General features: G+C 68.7%; 19 protein-coding genes and 1 tRNA gene. 14 read left to right on the top strand and 6 right to left on the bottom strand.

Going from position 1 to position 17,957, the window contains the following annotated elements; all coding sequences use genetic code 11:
• The first annotated feature begins 3 nt into the window (after positions 1-3).
• From ACP99_RS04845 to ACP99_RS19835, 4 genes are read left to right on the top strand one after another with little or no spacing between them, the layout of a single operon-like run.
• Entirely contained in the window at positions 4-885 is an 882-nt protein-coding gene (locus tag ACP99_RS04845) for a hypothetical protein (protein WP_049985514.1), read from the top strand.
• The gene (locus ACP99_RS04850) at positions 882-1,799 is read left to right on the top strand and encodes a signal peptidase I (protein ID WP_049985515.1); all 918 of its coding nucleotides are present in this window, start codon (positions 882-884) and stop codon (positions 1,797-1,799) included. Before ACP99_RS04845 ends, ACP99_RS04850 begins: the two co-directional genes overlap by 4 nt.
• The gene (locus ACP99_RS04855) at positions 1,792-2,634 is read left to right on the top strand and encodes a hypothetical protein (RefSeq protein WP_156105596.1); all 843 of its coding nucleotides are present in this window, start codon (positions 1,792-1,794) and stop codon (positions 2,632-2,634) included. The genes ACP99_RS04850 and ACP99_RS04855 overlap by 8 nt, the downstream gene beginning before the upstream one ends.
• The gene (locus ACP99_RS19835) at positions 2,634-2,771 is read left to right on the top strand and encodes a hypothetical protein (RefSeq protein WP_156105597.1); all 138 of its coding nucleotides are present in this window, start codon (positions 2,634-2,636) and stop codon (positions 2,769-2,771) included. The genes ACP99_RS04855 and ACP99_RS19835 overlap by 1 nt, the downstream gene beginning before the upstream one ends.
• Positions 2,772-2,844: 73 nt before the next feature.
• On the opposite strand, the gene ACP99_RS04860 is transcribed toward ACP99_RS19835, so the two are convergent.
• Both ACP99_RS04860 and ACP99_RS04865 read right to left on the bottom strand, forming a co-directional pair.
• Positions 2,845-2,917 (bottom strand) — tRNA-Gln (locus tag ACP99_RS04860).
• An 81-nt stretch (positions 2,918-2,998) separates the two neighbouring features.
• A complete protein-coding gene (locus tag ACP99_RS04865) occupies positions 2,999-3,994 on the bottom strand; it encodes a CPBP family intramembrane glutamic endopeptidase (RefSeq protein WP_081927143.1) in 996 nt (331 codons plus the stop codon).
• A 180-nt stretch (positions 3,995-4,174) separates the two neighbouring features.
• Between ACP99_RS04865 and ACP99_RS04870 the strand changes: the two genes are divergently transcribed.
• Both ACP99_RS04870 and ACP99_RS04875 read left to right on the top strand, forming a co-directional pair.
• Positions 4,175-4,753, top strand: a complete 579-nt coding sequence (locus tag ACP99_RS04870) for an IMP cyclohydrolase (RefSeq protein WP_049985517.1) — start codon at positions 4,175-4,177, stop codon at positions 4,751-4,753.
• A 53-nt stretch (positions 4,754-4,806) separates the two neighbouring features.
• Positions 4,807-5,514, top strand: a complete 708-nt coding sequence (locus tag ACP99_RS04875; RefSeq protein ID WP_049985518.1) for a metallophosphoesterase family protein — start codon at positions 4,807-4,809, stop codon at positions 5,512-5,514.
• Between the two features lie 28 nt (positions 5,515-5,542).
• Here the strand turns inward: ACP99_RS04875 and ACP99_RS04880 are convergent, their stop codons facing one another.
• Positions 5,543-6,721, bottom strand: a complete 1,179-nt coding sequence (locus ACP99_RS04880; protein WP_049985519.1) for an aspartate kinase — start codon at positions 6,719-6,721, stop codon at positions 5,543-5,545.
• A gap of 251 nt (positions 6,722-6,972) precedes the next feature.
• On the opposite strand from ACP99_RS04880, the gene ACP99_RS04885 reads away from it, so the two are divergent.
• Positions 6,973-7,458 carry a hypothetical protein gene (locus ACP99_RS04885; protein ID WP_049985520.1) on the top strand — a complete coding sequence of 162 codons (486 nt, stop codon included), beginning with the start codon at positions 6,973-6,975 and terminating at the stop codon, positions 7,456-7,458.
• Positions 7,459-7,488: 30 nt separating this feature from the next.
• On the opposite strand, the gene ACP99_RS04890 is transcribed toward ACP99_RS04885, so the two are convergent.
• Positions 7,489-9,237: a DNA-directed DNA polymerase II small subunit gene (locus tag ACP99_RS04890; protein ID WP_049985521.1), complete on the bottom strand. Its 1,749-nt coding sequence runs from the start codon at positions 9,235-9,237 to the stop codon at positions 7,489-7,491.
• A 492-nt stretch (positions 9,238-9,729) separates the two neighbouring features.
• On the opposite strand from ACP99_RS04890, the gene ACP99_RS19840 reads away from it, so the two are divergent.
• Positions 9,730-10,356, top strand: a complete 627-nt coding sequence (locus tag ACP99_RS19840; RefSeq protein ID WP_231554219.1) for a S26 family signal peptidase — start codon at positions 9,730-9,732, stop codon at positions 10,354-10,356.
• 4 nt (positions 10,357-10,360) lie between these two features.
• On the opposite strand, the gene ACP99_RS04900 is transcribed toward ACP99_RS19840, so the two are convergent.
• Both ACP99_RS04900 and ACP99_RS04905 read right to left on the bottom strand, forming a co-directional pair.
• Positions 10,361-10,990: an Sjogren's syndrome/scleroderma autoantigen 1 family protein gene (locus tag ACP99_RS04900; protein ID WP_049985523.1), complete on the bottom strand. Its 630-nt coding sequence runs from the start codon at positions 10,988-10,990 to the stop codon at positions 10,361-10,363.
• 91 nt (positions 10,991-11,081) lie between these two features.
• On the bottom strand, positions 11,082-11,606 hold the full coding sequence (locus ACP99_RS04905; protein ID WP_049985524.1) for a DedA family protein: 525 nt from the start codon (positions 11,604-11,606) through the stop codon (positions 11,082-11,084).
• Positions 11,607-11,718: 112 nt separating this feature from the next.
• Here ACP99_RS04905 and hemB point away from each other — a divergent pair, with 112 nt between their 5' ends.
• The 6 genes from hemB to ACP99_RS04930 all read left to right on the top strand — a co-directional run bounded on the left by hemB (position 11,719) and on the right by ACP99_RS04930 (position 17,891).
• On the top strand, positions 11,719-12,699 hold the full coding sequence (gene hemB, locus ACP99_RS04910; protein ID WP_049985525.1) for a porphobilinogen synthase: 981 nt from the start codon (positions 11,719-11,721) through the stop codon (positions 12,697-12,699).
• A gap of 335 nt (positions 12,700-13,034) precedes the next feature.
• Positions 13,035-14,441 (top strand): ammonium transporter, encoded by a 1,407-nt coding sequence (locus ACP99_RS04915; RefSeq protein ID WP_049985526.1) that lies wholly within the window; start codon positions 13,035-13,037, stop codon positions 14,439-14,441.
• A complete protein-coding gene (locus ACP99_RS04920) occupies positions 14,434-14,793 on the top strand; it encodes a P-II family nitrogen regulator (RefSeq protein WP_049985527.1) in 360 nt (119 codons plus the stop codon). The genes ACP99_RS04915 and ACP99_RS04920 overlap by 8 nt, the downstream gene beginning before the upstream one ends.
• Before the next feature lie 513 nt (positions 14,794-15,306).
• Positions 15,307-16,725 carry an ammonium transporter gene (locus ACP99_RS04925; protein ID WP_081927145.1) on the top strand — a complete coding sequence of 473 codons (1,419 nt, stop codon included), beginning with the start codon at positions 15,307-15,309 and terminating at the stop codon, positions 16,723-16,725.
• Complete coding sequence (locus tag ACP99_RS18990; RefSeq protein ID WP_081927147.1) at positions 16,722-17,090, top strand: P-II family nitrogen regulator; 369 nt, start codon at positions 16,722-16,724, stop codon at positions 17,088-17,090. Before ACP99_RS04925 ends, ACP99_RS18990 begins: the two co-directional genes overlap by 4 nt.
• A gap of 63 nt (positions 17,091-17,153) precedes the next feature.
• On the top strand, positions 17,154-17,891 hold the full coding sequence (locus ACP99_RS04930; RefSeq protein ID WP_049985528.1) for a CPBP family glutamic-type intramembrane protease: 738 nt from the start codon (positions 17,154-17,156) through the stop codon (positions 17,889-17,891).
• Positions 17,892-17,957: the final 66 nt, after the last annotated feature.

The following is a 17,957-nucleotide window of genomic DNA, read 5'->3' on the forward strand; positions in this document are numbered from 1 at the left end:
GCGATGCGCCTCACGTTCGCGCTGCCCCAGCGCGGTGCGGCGGTCAACAACCCCGCCGCGCTGTGGCTCGCGACCGACTGTCCCATGCCCGCGTCGACGTCGCTGGCGGAGTCGATCCACCTGGCGCTGTCGTACGCCGACTGCGAGTCCGAGACCGCGGGCGACCCGATCGCCAGCGGCTCGCTCCGGGAGGTCGCCGACGACCTCCGCGGGGGCTACCGCGTCGACGGCGACCCGGCGACGGACGACGTCGAATGTCTGTCCGACGAGGTCTGCGTACTCGTCGAGTACGAACTCGTCGGCTACGTCGGCAGCGAGTCGGTCGATCTGCCCCTGTGGTTCGCCGCCGTCCAGTGCCGCAACACCGCGCCGGCGAACCCCTTCGCGGGGCGGGACGCCGCGCCCTGTGCGCCCGCCGACCCCTGCCCGTGCTGCCGGACGCTCGGCAAACTGGAGTTCGAGGCCGGGACCCAACCCGGGCTCGGCGACAGCTCAGCCGCCCCCGGCACGTACGCGTTCACCGAGGGCGACACCGACTACGGTCTGGAGATCTACGACACGTCCGAGAAGGACGGCGGCGAGACGGTCGGCGTCGCCTTCCGGCTGGTGAACCTCTCCGGCGGCCCCGCGCCGAGCCTCTGCACCGTCGCCGTCAAGGGCGGTCCCGGGTTCGAGCAGTACGACCGCGCGGACGGCACTTCCGTCGACACCGCCGACCTCCCCGGCAGCGACGCCGACGGACTCGTCTACGCCCCCGAGGGGAAGGCGATCAGCCACGTCACGGTCTGCGTCTGCACGACCGACGCCGAGGATGAGTGCCCCGGCTGTACCGACCCCTCGCTGACGAACGGCAACGGCGGGCGGCCCCCGCGGGGTGGCCGATGACCCGAACGACGCTCCCGGCGACGCCCCCGATGCCGAGCGCCGGCAAGCTGCTCGCGACGCTGGTGTTGCTCGCGGCGCTCTCGCCGTTCGCCGTCTTCGCCGTCCCGCAGGTCGTCGGAGCCGACGACGGTTTCGTCGTCCTCTCCGGGAGTATGGAACCGGCGCTCTCGCCCGGCGACGTCGTGATCGTCGACGCGTCCGCGTCCGTGGGCGTCGGCGACGTCATCACCTACCGGTCCGCCGGCGACAGCGTGCCGACGACCCACCGCGTGGTCGGCGAACGCGACGGCGGCTACGAGACGAAGGGCGACGCCAACGAGAACGTCGACGCCGGGCTGGTCGGCCCCGAGGCGATCATCGGCGAGGTCGTCCTCACGATCCCGCTCGTCGGGTACGTGATCCTGTGGGCGAACACGCCCGTCGGCTACGTCGCGCTCGTCGTCGCCCCGCTGGTGCTGCTCGGCGTGAGCGAGCTCCGGGCGTGGGCCCGGCGCGACCCCGAAGCCGGTGTCGACGAGGTCTCGGAGGCTCAGGCGGGCGGTCCGACGCCACCGTCGACGACAGACGCGGCCGACGGCGACGAGCCGACCGCCTTGCGAACCGCGGAGGCACCCCGAAACGGCGACCGGCCGTCCCCGAGCGACACCGTCGCGGTCGCGGCCGTCGATCTGAAGCTCACGCTGGTGGCGATGGCGGCGCTGTTCGCGTACGCCGGGTGGAACGTCGTCCGCGAGTTCGCCGCCACGGCCGCCCCGACGCCCGTCTCCGTCGGCGCGCTCACGGCCGGACTCCTCGGCCTGCTGTTCGCCGGATCGGTGACCCTGAGCGCGTGGCGGGCCGCACGCACCGCTCGCTCGGCTCCGCTGCCGGCCCTGACGGACGGCAGCGGGGACGCGGAGGTGGATGATGAATAAGTCGCTCGCGGTCGTGGGCGCGCTGCTCGTCGTGTTCGCCTCGGCGACCGCCGGCGTCACGCTGGCGCTCCTCTCGGACGAGGAGGCCGTCTCGCTCGGCTTCAGCGCCGACGTTCCGAGCCCCGACGCGGTCGCACTCGACGACGACTCGGATGGATCGATGGGCGTCTCCGGGTTCGGGTTCACGGCTGGCACGGACGACACGCGGATCGCCAACGACTCCGCCGAAGGCCCGGACGAAAACGCGTCGGCTCGAAACGCGACGAGCGGGAACGTGACCAGCGGGAACGTGACGAACGGCAACGCGACAGCCACTGACGACCCGACGCCCCCCGAAAACGCGTCGGCCGCCGACGGTGCGAACACCGGCGGGAACGAGACCGATGCCGAGTCGGACGCGGGCGACACCCCGGTGACACCGACTGCCGAACCGGCGTCGGACGCTGACGATCCGGCCGAGCCGCCCGAATCCGACGATACGACCACGTCAGCCGACCCCGATGGCTCCCCGTCGGACAGTCAGGAGTCGTCTTCGACGGGCGGCCAAGAGCCCTCTTCGACGGACGACGGTAGTGAGACCACGGGCTCCGACCCCACGACCGATGCGGAGTCGTCCGGCGGGACCGATACGCAGTCGGAACCGACCACCGAAACCGAAGACGAGACGGAATCTGACCAGTCCGTGGACGATGCTACCGCTGACGACGGAGAATCGGAGGACGAGAACACGAACGACGACGGATCGGCGGACGCCGACTCGAACGAGAAGGGCGACGCCGCCGCCGGCGAGAGTTCGACCGACGACACGTCGACTGACGCGCCCGATTCGGCCTGATGCCCGGGGGAACGACGCGCGTGCCGGTCCGGCTTCCGGGGACCGCCTCCGGTGCGCATCGCCGAAACACGCTCGTGGTTCTGGGCTACCTCTTGGGACTGACAGTCGTTCTCTGGACCGTCTCGTTGCTCCTGTGACCGTGGATCGCCTCCGAGAGCCCCGTTCGGGCTCGGCAACGACGTGACTCTCCGGAATCGAGTGAAAGAGGAGTAGTCCCACCAGGATTCGAACCTGGGTCGAAGCCCCCAGAAGGCTTCAGGATTGGCCGCTACCCCATGGGACTGTGCTGTCGTGCCGTCGACGCCGTTCGTCGACTGCGTGCCCGTTCGTAACCCGCGGCTCCATATGAGTGTTGCGAAGTCCGTCACTCCCGGAGGCCGGCGTCGCTGCCGACGTTCGCGCTCTCGGTTGATTCGCCCCCTTCCCACAACGAAGCGCGTTCTACGCTCGGCGTCCCGCGGACTCGGAGGGCCACGCTGGCCAGCGCGAAGGCGGCGATCCCCGCGACTCCGACCGGACTCGCGACGAGCTCCCGGCGAACGGGATCCGGTGCGACGGCGTACGCGAGTACGCTCCCGGCCGCGGCGTTGAACACGCCGTGGAGAAACCCGGCCGCCAGGGCGGATCTGGCGCGGACGACGACGTAGGTGTACACCGGCGAGAAGGCCACCGTCGCGACCGTCATCGCCGCGACGCCGACGACGGGGAACGAGGGGTAGTTGTAGCCGTCGAGAACGACCGGGGCGTGCCAGAGCCCCCACAGCACGCCGGTCGCACCGCTGGCCCGCCAGAACCCCAGCGGCGCGAGTTCCCAGAGGAGGTAGCCGCGCCAGCCGATCTCCTCTCCCAGCGCGAAGAGCGCGTTGACGGTCACCCCGGCTCCGACCACCAGCGCGAGGAGGGCGACGGTCCCCAGCGGACCGGCGGGCAGCGCGAGCCCCGGCGTCGGGTCGGCTGCGGCGTCGAACGTGATCCCGGGTACCGCGAGGCTGAGCGCGAGTGCGACCCCGATCAGCGCGAGCACGCTTCCGACGGCGACGAGGTGCCAGCGAGCGCGTCCGCGTCGCACGCCGAGGTCGTGCGCCGACGCGTCGGTCGTGAGAACCACTACCCCCGCGGCGATAGCCGGCGTGAACATGTAGATCGGGGCAAGCGCGACGAGTCGGACGTCGGCCGCGGACGCGACCGCGACGAATCCGAGCGCGAGGACGACCAGCGCGCCGAGAAACCGAGCGAGTCGGTCGACGTCGACCTCGCTATGTTCCCGTCCTCGTTGGGGCGTTCTCGCGTCCGGTTGCTCCGCGTCGTCGTGTTCGGCGGGGTCGGCCGTACCGACGGGGCCGGGCGTCTCGGAGGGCATATCGCTTCGAGTAATCGACACGAACGGACAAGAAACCACCTCCGGTCCCGCGGCTCACGGTGCAGAGGCGTCGCGCGGTCGCGATTCCGAGTCGGACCTCTCGTCCGCGATGGCCGCGTAGAGGGACGCTATCGTGCACAATCCACCACCTATTTATCCCACAGTTGACCACATTCGTGTATGTACATCGGCCGATTCGTGATCGTCGCGCCCGACTTCGGCGCGTACCGCGTCTCCTCTCGATCGTTCCCGAACCGTCGGATCGTCGACCGCAACGGTACGCTGACGGTCGCGCCGACGCCCGACGCGCCCGAGAACGACAACCCCTACGTCTCCTACAACTGCGTCCGGGAGGGCGGTGACGCGGTCGTCGTCGGCAACGGCTCCCACGTCGATCCGATCGCCGAGAAACTGGACCTGGGCTACCCCGCCCGCGACGCGCTCGCGTCGTCGCTGCTCGCGCTCGATTACGAGAAGGACGACTACGACACCCCGCGCGTGGCGGGCGTCGTCGGCGAGGAGTCGTATATCGGGATCGTCCGCCGCGACGCGCTCCTCGTCGATGCCGTCGAGGAACCCACCCTCGTGGCGACCTACGAGGAGGACGAGCCAACGCCGGCCGACTTCGACGCCGACGCCGCTGACGGCCCGTCCGCCCTCGCTCGCGCGGCGTACGACCTGCCCTACGAGCACGCCGTCTGCGCTGCGGGCGTCACCTACGACGACGGCGACGTCGCCGTCGGCCTGTTCAACGGCTAAGGGCAGTCCACCTAGCCGCCCGCATTTTTGTCCTCCGAGCCGTACGCTCGCGTATGCACGTCGCGGTGATCTCGGACGTCCACGCGAACAAGGTCGCGCTCGACGCCGTCTTCGACGACCTCGCCGCGTCGGGAGCCGACGGCGACGCTCCCGACGCGATCGTCTGCGCTGGCGACGTCGTCGGGTACAACCCCTGGCCGGCCGAGTGCGTCGCCGCGGTCCGCGAGCGGGAGATCCCCACGGTGATGGGCAATCACGACCGCGCGGTGTCGGCCGGGACCGCGTTCCGGTTCAACTCGATGGCCGCGGCGGGCGTCGAGTACGCTCGTGGGGAACTCGACGACGACGCGATCGAGTGGCTCTCCGCGCTGCCGGATGCGAGAACCGTCCTCGACGGGGCGATCAAACTGGTCCACGGCCATCCCGACGACCCCGACCGCTACACCTACCCCGAGGAGTTCTCGCCGTCGATGCTCGGCGAGGAGGACGTGCTCGTGCTGGGGCACACCCACGTTCAGGGATACGAACGCTTCGAGGAGGGAGTCGTACTGAACCCCGGAAGCGTCGGACAGCCGCGCGACGGCGACCCGCGGGCCGCCTACGCCGTGGTCGACCTCGACGACCTGTCGGTCGACGAGCGCCGCGTCGAGTACGACGTCGACGAGCGCCGCGTCGAGTACGACGTCGACGCCGTCGCGGACGCCGTCGAAGACGCCGGGCTCCCGGAGCGGATCGGCCAGCGGCTCTACGAGGGTCGGTGACGGGCGGAACGCTTCGACCGACGGACGCTCAGAACTCGTCTTGGACGATCTCGAGCGTCTCCTCGCGGTCGTCCCACGCGACGAAGATGGCCACGGAGGTCGCGGAGGTGATGACGTCGTGGATGTTGATCCCGGCCTCGGCGATCGGTTCGACGATGTCCTGGATCACGCCGGGGCGGTTCGGCAGTTCGCCGCCGGTGACGCGGATGACCGCGATGTCGTCGTCGACGGTGACCGACGAGAGCGTCTGGTCGTCGACGACCTTCTCGTGCAGCAGGTTCTCGGCCTCCTCGGCGCGGTCTTCGGCGACGTAGAACGTCACCGAGTCCATCCCGGACGCGACCGCGTCGATGTTGATGTCGGCCTCCCGGAGCGCCTGCGAGAGGTCCGCGAGGATCCCGGGGCTGTTTCGGATCGCCCGCCCCGCGACGGTGACGCAGACGAGCGGCTCGTCCTGCATGTCGATGAGGTTCTCGAACTGCCCCTCGATGAGCGTCCCGCCGGTGAGCAAGTCGCCGTGCTGGTAGTGGACGACCCTGACGTCGAGGCCGTCGTCCTTGTACGACAACGCCGAGGGGGCGACCACTTCAGCGCCGCGGAACGAGAGGTTCCGCAGTTCGTCGACGGTGATCCGGCCGACGTTGCGCGCGCCCTCGACGACGCGCGGGTCGCCCGTCATGACGCCCTCGACGTCGGTGACGATCACGACCTCGTCGGCGTTCATATACCGACCGAGCATCACGGCGGTCGTGTCCGAGCCGCCGCGACCGAGCGTCGTGATCTCGCCGTCGAGGTTCTGCGCGAGGAAGCCGGTGATGACCGGGACGACGTGATCGAGATCCTCGGCGAGTTCGCCCGCCCGCCGCTGCGTCTCCTCGACGTTGACCTCGCCGAGGTCGTTCGCGATGACCGGCCAGTCGTCCGCGCCGGGTTCGACGAAGACGGCGTTGACGCCGCGGGCGGCGAGGGCGGCCTTGAGCATCCGGACGCTCGTCCGCTCGCCCATCGAGACGATCTCCGCGCGGTCGCGGTCCTCGGCGTCGAACTCGATCTCCTCGAGGAGTGCGTCGGTCGTGTTGCCCATCGCGCTCGCGACGACGGCGATCTCGTGACCCGCTTCGACCGCCGCGGCGATCGAGTCGGCGGCGCGGTTGATCCGATCGCCGCTCCCGAGCGACGTGCCGCCGAACTTGGCGACTACGCGCACGGTCGGGCCTCCTGTCGTCGTACGGAACTGAACTGCGAGTGGTGCTCTGACATAGCCGTCCTTTGCCGGGGGGAGTGTAAAATCTTGTCTCCCGTCTCAACGGTTGCCGAGTTTCCTCGGCGGTATCGACCGAACGGGGACCCGTCTCCGGTTCAGTCCTCTCAGCGGTTCTTTCTTCCTGATCTGACTCGGCACGAACCGTGGCCGTGACCCCCGCCGCAGTTTAAGTCGCTGCCGCTCGAAGTGTGCGTATGGACGTCGAGGTCCGAGACGCGGTCGAGGCGGACGCCGAGACGCTCGGGGCCATCGTCGACCTCCCGGCCGACGTGCTCCGCAACGTCGTCCACGACCGGACGGTCAGACTCGCGGTCTCGCCGGACCGCGATCCGGGGCCGAACGCGGACGTCGACGAGGCCGCCGAAACAGGTGGAACCGGCGAGGCCGCTTCCGCCGATGACGACTCCCCGACCGACGCCGTTCACGGGTTCGTCGCGTTCGACGTCGAGGACGGGACGGTCCACGTCACGCAGCTCGCCGGCGACGCCTCGGTCGCGGAGCGACTGCTCGCCGAACCGGTCCGCTTCGCGGTCAACGAGGGATTCGACGTCGCGCTCGTCGTTCCCGAGTCTGACAGCGACATCACGTCGGCGGCCGAAGCCGCGGGCTTCGAGACGGTCGGTCCCGGCCCGCAGTTCGGCGGCGAGCCGACGACGAAGTACCGGTTCTCCCCCGACTGAGCGGTTTCGACGCTCGCGCTCGCGTCCCGGTCAGACGAATTTCCGAACGGTCATATCGAGCGTGTCGAGGTCGAGGATCGGCGCGTAGCCGACGTCGGGGTCGATGTTGACGGACTTCTGGAAGTCGGTCTGGGCCTGCCAGCAGCCGGAGTTGACCGCGAGGACGTCGTGGTACTTCCCCCAGCCGAGCTTGTGCACGTGACCGGTGTGGAACACGTCGGGCACCTCCTCCATCACCAGATAGTCCTTCTCCTCGGGCGCGAGCCGCGTCTTCCCGCCGAACTGCGGCGCGACGTGGCGCTTCTTCAGGAGCTGGTACATCGCCTTGTGCGGGTCGTCGTAGCTCGCCTTATCGGCGGGTAGCTCCGCGATGACCTCGTCGAGGGAGACGCCGTGGTACATCAGCACCTTCACGCCCTCGACGGTGACCAGCGACGGGTTCCCCGTGATTCGAGCGTCGTGGGCGCTCATGATGTCTCTGAGGTTCTCGTCGAAGCCGGGCTGCGGTTCCGCGAGGCGGACGGCGTCGTGGTTACCCGGGATCATCAGGATCTCTATGTCGCCGGGAACGTCCTTGAGGTGTTCCGAGAAGGTCTCGTACTGTTCGTAGATGTCGACGATGTCGAGTTCCTCGTCCTGGTTCGGATAGACGCCGACGCCCTCGACCATGTCGCCCGCGATGAGCAGGTACTCCACGGGCTCGGCCTCCTCTGTGTGGAGCCAGTCCGCGAAGCGCCCCCACGCGTCGGCGACGAACTCCTGGCTGCCGACGTGGACGTCGGAGACGAGCGCCGCCTGCACGTGTCTGTCCGCGGTGTTCGGCGTGTACGTCCGCGGCACGTCGGGGAAGTGCATCGAGTCGACGAACATGATCCCCGCGTCGTCGGAGAGCGTCCCCTCGACGGCGATGCACTCGTCGAGCAGCAGTTCGTCGACCAGTCCGGCGAACTCCCGGTCTTTCATCACCAGACAGGGGAACGTCCCGGTCGTGTCCTCCAACTCGACGAGCCAGTGACCGCTCTTCGTCGAGCGGATGTCGTTGACGAGGCCGACCATCGCCGCGTCGGCCCCGCCGCTCATCGACTGGATGGCGGTCGCCGGCCGGTGGTTCACCCGCCCGCGGAGCTGTTTCGAGAGCTTCTCGTAGCGGTCCCGGAAGACCTTCACGAAGTCGCCGTACTCGCCGGTTCCGGTGCTCTGGCCGGTCACGTCGCCGCTGACTTCCAGCGAGCGGAGCGATGGGTCGCGGCCGCCCGACTCGGTGGTCGGCTTCGTTTGCGACCCGGTCTCCGACGAAGCGGTTGTCTCTGGTTGGGTAGTTGCGTCCGGTTCGGTAGTTGTCTCTGGTTGAGGAGTTGCATCCGTTTCGGACGGGGCGACCGATCGAGAAGCGTTGTTCCGTTCGGTCGAATCACCGCCGCCCGACCCCTTCGCTTCTACTGGAGAATCTCTATCCGACACCTCTCCGTTTTTACCGGCGGAAGACGCGTCATCTCCAGTGGAAACGAGGGGGTCTGGCTGCTTCGGGAGGTCGCGCTCGTCGTCGACGCTCGCGGTCCCCGAGTCCGCGCCTGTCACGTCCGGCGGCGACTCCGCGAGCGCGCTTCGGACGTCTGCGGCCGTGATCCGGAGGGCCTCGTCGTCGACGAACTCGACGACGGTGTCGAGCGCCCGTCCGGGGGCATCGGTCCCCGCAATGAGCGTCACGGCCTCCTGTTCGGCGTTGTATCCGCGGGCGGTGAGTTCCTGCACGATCCGAACCGGCGTCTCCAGAGGCACACTGGCTGCACGCGGCAGCGGAAGAAAAGCGTACTGAACGAGGTCGTCGCGGTCGACGCGTCGGCGGCCGGGTCAGAAGGTTGAAACGCGACCGCGAAGAATTCCCGGTAGATGACGGACGAAGACGGGAACGCGCCCGATCGTCCGGACGACGAGCCGCACGACGAGGTGGCCCGGTCCGGTCGGGAGGACGTCGCCGACGACGAGGGAGTGCGGAACGGCGACCGCGCGGGCGCACCCTCGGGGTCGCCGGACAAAGACGCTGCAGCCGATGCACCGGACGCAGGCGAAGCGGGCGAAGCCGACGCAGCGGACGAAACGCCCGCAGCGGCCGGCACGCGCGACGACGACGACCCAGCGGCTGCAGCCGACGTCGCTCACCGCGACGCTGACGACGCGGACGAGCACGTCCCCGCCGGCGTCGCCGTCTCCCGGCAGCGCTCCGAGGGGCGACCCCGCCCAGAGCCCGGGACACGCGCGGCCGACCGCGACGTGAGTTTCCTCACGCGCTTTCGAACCGCCCAGAGCGGACCGCTTCTCTTCATCCGCGAGACGCTCTACAGCGCCCTCGCCGTCGTCGGCGTCGGTCTCCTGCTGTTCGCCATCAGCGGCGTCTGGCCGCCGATGGTGGCCGTCGAGAGCGGAAGTATGGAGCCCGAGATGTACCGCGGTGACCTCGTCTTCGTCACGGAGGAGCACCGCTTCACGCCGGATTACGCCTACGGCGACACCGGCGTCGTGACGGTCGAGATCGGAACCGAAGCGGGCTACCGAAGCTTCGGCGGCAACGGTTCGGTCATCATCTACTCGCCGCCCGACCGCGCCGGATCGCCGATCATCCACCGCGCGCACTTCCACGTCGAGGAGGGCGAGAACTGGTACGACCGAGCCGACCCGGCGTACATGCGCGCGGACAACTGCCAAGAGCTCCCCAACTGCCCGGCTCCGCACGCGGGGTTCATCACGAAGGGCGACGCCAACGGGCAGTACGATCAGGTGACGAGCGTCGCCGACACGGCGGGACCGATCCGCCCCGAGTGGATCCGCGGCAGCGCGCGGCTCCGGATCCCGTATCTGGGCCACATCCGGCTCCAGTTGGCCGGGGCGCTGGCGGGCTGAGTAGCTAGTCGAGTTCGTCGAGCGCCGCGGCGGCCTCCCGCGCCGCGGAGAGGTGCTCTTTCGCGCGTCGCGGGTCGTCTGTCTCCTCGGCGAGCCGCGCGTGCCGCGTCAACGCGCCGAGCAGCGCCTCGCGGGCCCCGCGGCCGTCGACCGGAGCGGCCTCCGTCTCCGGCGTCGTCGACGGGCGGGCGTCCCGGACCGACGGTGGTTCGGCCCCGTCGTCGGCGACGTCGACACCGGACGCGACGTCTTCGGCGGACCGTCCGGGTTCGTCTGCGCCCGCTCGCGCCTCGGGTGACGGCTGTCGGCCGGGTGTCGACTGTTGGTCTGCCGTCGGTTGCTGATCCGCCGTCGACCGTTGGTCCGCCGCCGACTCCTCGCCCGCCTCCACCTGCCCGTCGTCTCCTTGGGCGCCGGCGTCGCTCTCGCCGGTGACGCGCTGACAACTCGGGCAGAACTCCTGGCCCTGATACCGGAAGATCGGCGACCCGCAGTCGTTGCAGTGGCGGTTGGTCATCGTCGCGCCCTTCAGCAGCAGTTCGCTCATCTGCTGGGTCTCCTTGCGGCGCTCCTCGTCTCGCTCGTACTTTTCGCGCAGTCGCTCCCGCTCCGCTTCCTCGTCGAAGTCGCTCACGTCCCGTTCCGACGCGACGGACCTCGAAAAATCCTCCGCTGCCACCCGGACAGCCCGGCAGACCGCGCTAGCGCACCGCGTTCGCGTACCGCTAGAGCAGCGTGTCCGCGTACAGGAACAGTCCCGCGAGCGCGACCTCGAATATCAGCGTTCCGACGGCCGACAGCGCGACGAACTGCCGATCGTCCATCTCGGCGAAGCCCGCCGGGACGGTCAACATCCCGCGGGTGAAAAGCAGGGCGTTGCTCACGGGTACGACGACCGGACCCCACCGGTCGAACCAGCCGTCGAACCGATCGAGCTTCGACTCGTCGATGCGGAACCACGACTTCGAGAGGAGGTACTCGCGACCGCCGCGCTGGGCCACCTTGAACAGCGCGTACTGGCCGAGCGTGGCGCCGAGTACGGCGACGGCGAGCACGGGGATCAGCGCGTCGCCGCCGAGGAGCAGGAGCGATCCCGGGACGATCAGCTCGCTCGGCATGAAGTACATCAGCATCGCGCCTTCGAGCACGAAGACGCCGAAGAGCGCGAGGTAGGCCCACTCGGACTCGAGGAGGGCGGTGAGCCGAGGTGGCATCGCGTCCAGTTGGAGGACCACTTGGGGCACCTGCATCACCTAGTTGTTCCGGCGAGATTCACAAACGTATTTCGTTCCCCTTCGTGGGTAGCGACTCGCCCGCGATCACTCCGATGCGATTTTTTCCACCGGTCTCGAAGGGCCGCGTATGGACCTCACCGACCGGCCCCGACGGCTCCGCCGCGACGGAATTCGGTCGCTCGTCAGCGAGACGGAACTGACCGCGCGTGACCTCGTCGCGCCGATCTTCGTCGACGCGACGACCGACGAGCGCGTGCCGATCGAGTCGATGCCGGGACACGAGCGCGTTCCCGTCGCCGACGCGGTCGAGCGCGTCGAGGAGGTGCTGGAGACGGGCGTCGAGGCGGTGATGGTGTTCGGGATCCCCGAGTCGAAGGACGAGCGGGGGTCTCGCGCGTGGGCGCGAGACGGCGTCGTTCAGCAGGCCGTCCGTCGGATCTCCGCCGAGACGGAGGCGTACGTCATCACCGACGTCTGTCTCTGCGAGTACACCAACCACGGGCACTGCGGCGTGCTCGAAGCCGACGCCGAGTCAGACCCGACGCTCACCGTGCGGAACGACCCGACGCTCGATCTGCTCGCGAAAACCGCGGTCTCGCACGCCGAGGCGGGCGCGGATATGGTCGCGCCGAGTTCGATGACCGACGGGATGGTCGGGGCGATCCGCGAGGGACTCGACGACGCGGGCCACGAGGACCTTCCGATTATGTCCTACGCGGCGAAGTACGAGAGCGCCTTCTACGGCCCCTTCCGCGACGCCGCCGACGGCGCGCCCGCGTTCGGCGACCGCCGGCACTACCAGATGGATCCCGCGAACGGGCGCGAGGCGATCCGGGAGGTCGCCCTCGACGTCGAACAGGGCGCGGACGTGCTGATGGTCAAGCCCGCGCTCGCGTACCTCGACGTCGTCCGGTCGATCCGTCGGGAGTTCGACCACCCGGTCGCCGCGTACAACGTCTCCGGCGAGTACGCGATGATCCACGCCGCGGCGGAGAAGGGTTGGCTCGATTTGGAGGGGGCAGCCCACGAATCGCTGCTGGCGATGAAACGCGCCGGAGCCGACCTCATCATCACGTACTTCGCCGAGGACCTCGCGGCGCGGCTCTGATCGAACTCGTCGGAACTCGTCCTCGCGGAGAACCTGCAGATCGCCACAGACTTCCCGCCGCGCACAACCGAGAACGGCGAGTTCGGCAGGAATTGCCTGAACGCTTGTCCAGTAACCGCCGCGATACTACCACGTTAACTCACGCCTCTGAACCTTATACGCTTTATATTGTTACCCAAATCATACGAACGTCTGGATAGACATAGGTATTTTAGACATATTCAACTCCAATCTTTATATATTTCCTCTCTTTGACCTTCTCTCGTGATTCCATCCACGAAACACGGCAGATTCGGCGTATGGGTAGACAAACGTTTGAACAGTGAGGTGCGCGAATGAGCACGCTCTTACAGGTGGATCCGACCACCGTCGCCAACGGCATCAACAACGTGTGGGTGCTGGTGGTCACGTTCCTGATCTTCTTCATGCAGCCGGGCTTCGCGCTGCTGGAGTCGGGGCAGGTCCGCGCGAAGAACGTCGGCAACGTGCTGATGAAGAACATGACCGACTGGATCCTCGGGACGCTCGTGTACTTCGTCGTCGGCGCGGCCGTCGTCGGCATCGTCGGCGGCCTCACCTCGGGCGGGGACATCGCCGGTGCGTTCGGACACATCGCCGACTCCAACGCGTGGATCGGCTGGCTCTTCGGCGCGGTGTTCGCGATGACGGCGGCGACGATCGTCTCCGGCGCGGTCGCCGAACGGATGAACTTCGACGCGTACGTGCTGTTCACGGTCCTGATGGTGGCGATCATCTACCCCGTCGTGGTCGGCTTCACCTGGGGCGGCGGCCTCCTCTCCAGTTCCGGCTTCCTCGGCGGCGCGCTCGGCGCGGGCTACCTCGACTTCGCCGGCGCGACCGTCGTCCACATGTGCGGCGGCGTCGCCGGTCTCGTCGCGGCCAAGATGGTCGGCGCACGCAAGGGCCGCTACGACTCGAACGGCAACAGCCAGCCGATTCCGGGGCACTCGATGCTGCTGGCGGTCCTCGGCACGTTCATCCTCGCGTTCGGCTGGTACGGCTTCAACGTCGGCACGCAGGCGACGATCCTCGCGGTCGCCGACGACGGCACGCTCACGTTCATGGGCTCGGCGCTCGGCCGCGTCGCCCTCGTGACGACGCTCGGAATGAGCGCGGGCGGCGCGATGGCGATGCTCACCTCCGCGCGCTACCAGGGCAAGCCCGATCCGCTCTGGACCGCCAACGGCATCCTCGCGGGTCTCGTAGCCGTCACGGGCGCGGTCCCGCACGTCACGTGGTGGGGCGGCGCGCTCCTCGGCGGCCTCGGCGGCTTCCTCGTGCTCCCGGCGTTCCGCTTCACGGTCGACCGCCTCAAGATCGACGACGTCTGCGGCGTCTTCGCCGTCCACGGCGTCGCCGGCGCGGTCGGCACGGCGCTGATCCCGGTCTTCGCGGTCGGCGGCTTCGCACTGAACCAGTTCGTTCTGCAGGTCGTCGGCGTCGCCGTGATCGCCCTGTGGACGATCGTCGCCTCGGCGGTCGTCCTCGCGGCTCTCGACGCCGCGGTCGGCCTCCGCGTGAGCGAAGAAGAGGAGACCGAGGGCCTCGACGAGGGCGAACACGGCGTCTCGGTGTACCCCGAGTTCGTGCCGAGCGAGCGCCGCGACACCGGGGTCGCCGCCGACGGCGGCGAACTCCGCACTGACGGCGGTAGCGACGTCGACGCCGACACCGGCTCGCCCGCTCCGGCCGCGGAAACGGGGGTGACTACCGATGAGTGACCCGGAGACGCCGATCGAGATGGTCGTCGCCTACATCCGTCCGGACAAGCTCTCGGACGTCAAGCAGTCACTCGCGGCCGCCGGAGCGCCGTCGCTGACGGTGACGAACGTCTCCGGTCGGGGCTCTCAGCCCGCGAAGACCGGGCAGTGGCGCGGCGAGGAGTACACGGTCGATCTGCACCAGAAGGTCAAGATCGAGTGCGTCGTCGCCGACATCCCCGCCGACGACGTCGTCGACGCGATCCAAGACGGCGCACAGACCGGGGAACCCGGCGACGGCAAGGTGTTCGTCCTCCCGGTTGAGTCGGCCCGCCAGATCCGCACCGGCGCGTCGGGCCCCGACGCGGTCTGAGGTCGCGTCCCGCCGTCCCGGCCGCGGGTTGCTGTTTTTCCCGTTCGCGTTTCGGTTTCTGTTCACGTCCGTTTCTGTTCGCGTTTCGGTCCTACTCCCGCGTCCGTCCGACTGACCGCCGGCGTGTCGCTGTCGCCGGAACTGTTCGGGCAACTCTCGGCGATTCGTCGTTTCGTCTCGGGCCGTTCTTCCTCGAACCACTGGGCCACGTCTCGAAGCGCGCGCGGCGAATATGCCCACTCATACCAGATAATTTATACTATGTCCGTGAAGGTGTCCGGCAACATTTGTCCTCCTTCTGTCCACATCCCTCCCTTATATTCCTTTAATTCGATAGTAATTTTGACAGGCGTCTGAATATGGGCGACCAATTTTACAAAATAAACGCTAAGTGTTATAATACTCTATGTGATTAGAACCAATCGAGATTCGCAATACGAATCTGATCAAAACTGACCAAATGATGTACGAACGTCCAAGCCAACTCGATGCACCATCGACGAGAGGTACCGTATGCTGAGCGCAGCACTCCAGTCAGATCTGTCCGCGGTCGTCCAAGGCGTGAACATGATGTGGGTCCTGACGGTCACGTTCCTGATCTTCTTCATGCACGCCGGGTTCGCGATGCTCGAAGCGGGGCAGGTCCGCTCGAAGAACGTCGCGAACCAGCTGACGAAGAACCTGCTGACGTGGAGCGTCGGCGTGATCGTGTTCTTCCTCGTCGGCGCGGCGATCTCGACGATCGTCGGCGGGGCCACCGGCGGCGGCTCCTACTCCGTGGTCGGCGCGTTCGCCGACCTCTACACCCCCGAGGCGGGTTCGCCCGGCGTCTGGGTCAACTGGCTCTTCGGCGCGGTGTTCGCGATGACGGCGGCGACGATCGTCTCCGGTGCGGTCGCCGGCCGCGCGAAGCTCCGCGCGTACGTGGGCTACACGATACTGCTCGCGGCGGTCATCTACCCCGTCGTCACCGGCTTCACCTGGGGCGGGGGCTTCCTCGACGCGCTCGGCTTCTACGACTTCGCGGGCGGGGTGATCGTCCACGCGATGGGCGGCATCGCCGGACTCACCGCGGCGTGGATCATCGGCCCGCGCGTCAACCGCTTCAACGACGACGGCTCCGTGAACGTCATCCCCGGCCACTCGATGACGTTCGCCGTCCTCGGCACGCTCATCCTCGCGTTCGGCTGGTACGGCTTCAACGTCGGGACCTCGGCGTCGCCGCTGGCGCTCTCTGAGTCGGGCGAGGTCGTCCTCGGCTCGTTCTCGACGGTCGGCCGCGTCGCCCTCGTGACGACGCTCGGGATGGCCGCCGGCGCGATCGGCGCCGCGGCGGTCGCGACCTACAAGACCGGCAAGGTCGACACGCTGTACGTCGCCAACGGCCTGCTCGCCGGCCTCGTCGGCGTCACCTCCGTCACCGACGTCATCGTCTGGCCGGGCGCGATCGCCATCGGTCTGCTCGCCGGCGCGCAACTGCCGATCGTCTTCGAGTTCGTCGAGAAGCGACTCAAGATCGACGACGTCTGCGCGGTCTTCCCGGTCCACGGCTCCGCCGGCGTGCTCGGCGCGCTCGCGTACCCCTTCGCCGCGACGGCGTTCTGGAACGGCAGCGCGTCGTTCCTCTCGCTGGCGATCCCGCAGGTCGTCGGCGTCACCGTCATCGCGGTGTGGACATTCGCCGCGACGGCGCTGGTCTTCGGCGCGTTCCGCGCGGTCGGCCAGGCGCGCGTCTCCCACGCCCACGAACTCGAGGGGCTCGACTCCTCCGAGCACGGCGTCGACACCTACCCCGAGTTCGGCGGTCCCGACGACTCCGGCGCGCGCGTCGACGGCGGCGTGATCCGGTCTGACGGCGGCGTCGCCGACGTTCGCCCGAGCGCGCACCGCGACGCAACTGTTTCCGACGACGAAACCGAGGACGAACTATGAGCGACGCAGAATCAACCGACACGCCGATCAAGATGGTGGTGGGGTACATCCGACCGGACAAACTCTCGGACGTCAAACAGGGCCTCGCAGAGATCGGTGCACCGTCGCTGACGGTGACGAACGTCTCCGGGCGAGGCTCCCAGCCCGCGAAGAAGGGCCAGTGGCGCGGCGAGGAGTACACGGTCGACCTCCACCAGAAGGTGAAAGTCGAGTGCGTCGTCGCCGACATCCCCGCAGCCGACGTCGTCGACGCCATCGCCGACGCGGCGCACACCGGCGAGAAGGGCGACGGCAAGGTGTTCGTCCTCCCGGTCGAGTCGGCCCGCCAGATCCGCACGGGCAAGACCGGTCCGGACGCGGTGTAAGCTCGGCGGCTCCGGCCCGGGTCGGAGAGAAAAAGCAAAGACGGCCCCTCGTTCTCTTCCGGTGTGCAACTGACGCCGGTGACCGCCGTCGGACTCGTCGTCGCGCTCGCGGGTTTCACGCTTCTCGATCGGGCGCGTCGATCCCGCGGTGCGTCCGCCGGGCCAGCGGCCGCCGACCGCTCCACCGACCTCCGCGAGCACGCGTGGAAGTGGGCCGTCCCGCTCGCGCTCCTCGTCGTCGTCGCCGCCGAGGGCAACTCCCTCGCGTCGATCGGCTGGCGGGTCGACTCCGTCGGAGGCTTCCTCCGGCAGGTCGGGACCGGCGTGCTCGTCCTCTCGGGGCTGAACCTGCTCACGGCTCCCCTGTGGGCGCGCGTCGGCGACGGCGGCGAGAGCCTCGCTGCCGGGATCGGCTCCTTCGCCTCGCTGTCGGTTCCGGAACGGCTGTTCGTCGCGTTCACCGCGGGCGCGACCGAGGAGACCGCGTTTCACGGCTACGCGCTCGAACGGCTCCTCGCACTCACCGGGAGCGTGCCGCTGGCGGGCGGCGTTTCGTTCCTCGCCTTCACGCTCGGCCACGTCGGCGACACGTGGGACCGACACGCCGTCGTCCGAATCGCGCAACCGGCCCTGGTGACGACCCTGCTGTATCTCTGGTTCCGCTCGCTGCCGGCGCTCATCGCGATCCACGCCGTCAACGACGCGATCGGCCTGCTGCTGGCCGATCGATTCAGAACGGACGCCGACGGCGGCGAGTCCGGGGCGGACCCGGCGGCGCTCGAGTGGCTCCGCGGGGAGTGACAGGCGAGGTGTCCCCACACGCTGCCGACCCGCCGAAGCGACAAGGATTTTGCACGCGCCGGCCGA

Source organism: Halobellus rufus (assembly GCF_000739575.1).
Classification (GTDB): domain Archaea; phylum Halobacteriota; class Halobacteria; order Halobacteriales; family Haloferacaceae; genus Haloquadratum; species Haloquadratum rufum.

Bases quoted from the DNA above. Each gene is read 5' to 3' on its own strand.
- ACP99_RS04845 (WP_049985514.1), top strand. From the start codon at position 4: ATGCGCCTCACGTTCGCGCTGCCCCAGCGCGGTGCGGCGGTCAACAAC.
- ACP99_RS04850 (WP_049985515.1), top strand. From the start codon at position 882: ATGACCCGAACGACGCTCCCGGCGACGCCCCCGATGCCGAGCGCCGGC.
- ACP99_RS04855 (WP_156105596.1), top strand. From the start codon at position 1,792: ATGAATAAGTCGCTCGCGGTCGTGGGCGCGCTGCTCGTCGTGTTCGCC.
- ACP99_RS19835 (WP_156105597.1), top strand. From the start codon at position 2,634: ATGCCCGGGGGAACGACGCGCGTGCCGGTCCGGCTTCCGGGGACCGCC.
- ACP99_RS04865 (WP_081927143.1), bottom strand. From the start codon at position 3,994: ATGCCCTCCGAGACGCCCGGCCCCGTCGGTACGGCCGACCCCGCCGAA.
- ACP99_RS04870 (WP_049985517.1), top strand. From the start codon at position 4,175: ATGTACATCGGCCGATTCGTGATCGTCGCGCCCGACTTCGGCGCGTAC.
- ACP99_RS04875 (WP_049985518.1), top strand. From the start codon at position 4,807: ATGCACGTCGCGGTGATCTCGGACGTCCACGCGAACAAGGTCGCGCTC.
- ACP99_RS04885 (WP_049985520.1), top strand. From the start codon at position 6,973: ATGGACGTCGAGGTCCGAGACGCGGTCGAGGCGGACGCCGAGACGCTC.
- ACP99_RS04905 (WP_049985524.1), bottom strand. From the start codon at position 11,606: ATGCAGGTGCCCCAAGTGGTCCTCCAACTGGACGCGATGCCACCTCGG.
- hemB (WP_049985525.1), top strand. From the start codon at position 11,719: ATGGACCTCACCGACCGGCCCCGACGGCTCCGCCGCGACGGAATTCGG.
- ACP99_RS04915 (WP_049985526.1), top strand. From the start codon at position 13,035: ATGAGCACGCTCTTACAGGTGGATCCGACCACCGTCGCCAACGGCATC.
- ACP99_RS04920 (WP_049985527.1), top strand. From the start codon at position 14,434: ATGAGTGACCCGGAGACGCCGATCGAGATGGTCGTCGCCTACATCCGT.
- ACP99_RS04925 (WP_081927145.1), top strand. From the start codon at position 15,307: ATGCTGAGCGCAGCACTCCAGTCAGATCTGTCCGCGGTCGTCCAAGGC.
- ACP99_RS18990 (WP_081927147.1), top strand. From the start codon at position 16,722: ATGAGCGACGCAGAATCAACCGACACGCCGATCAAGATGGTGGTGGGG.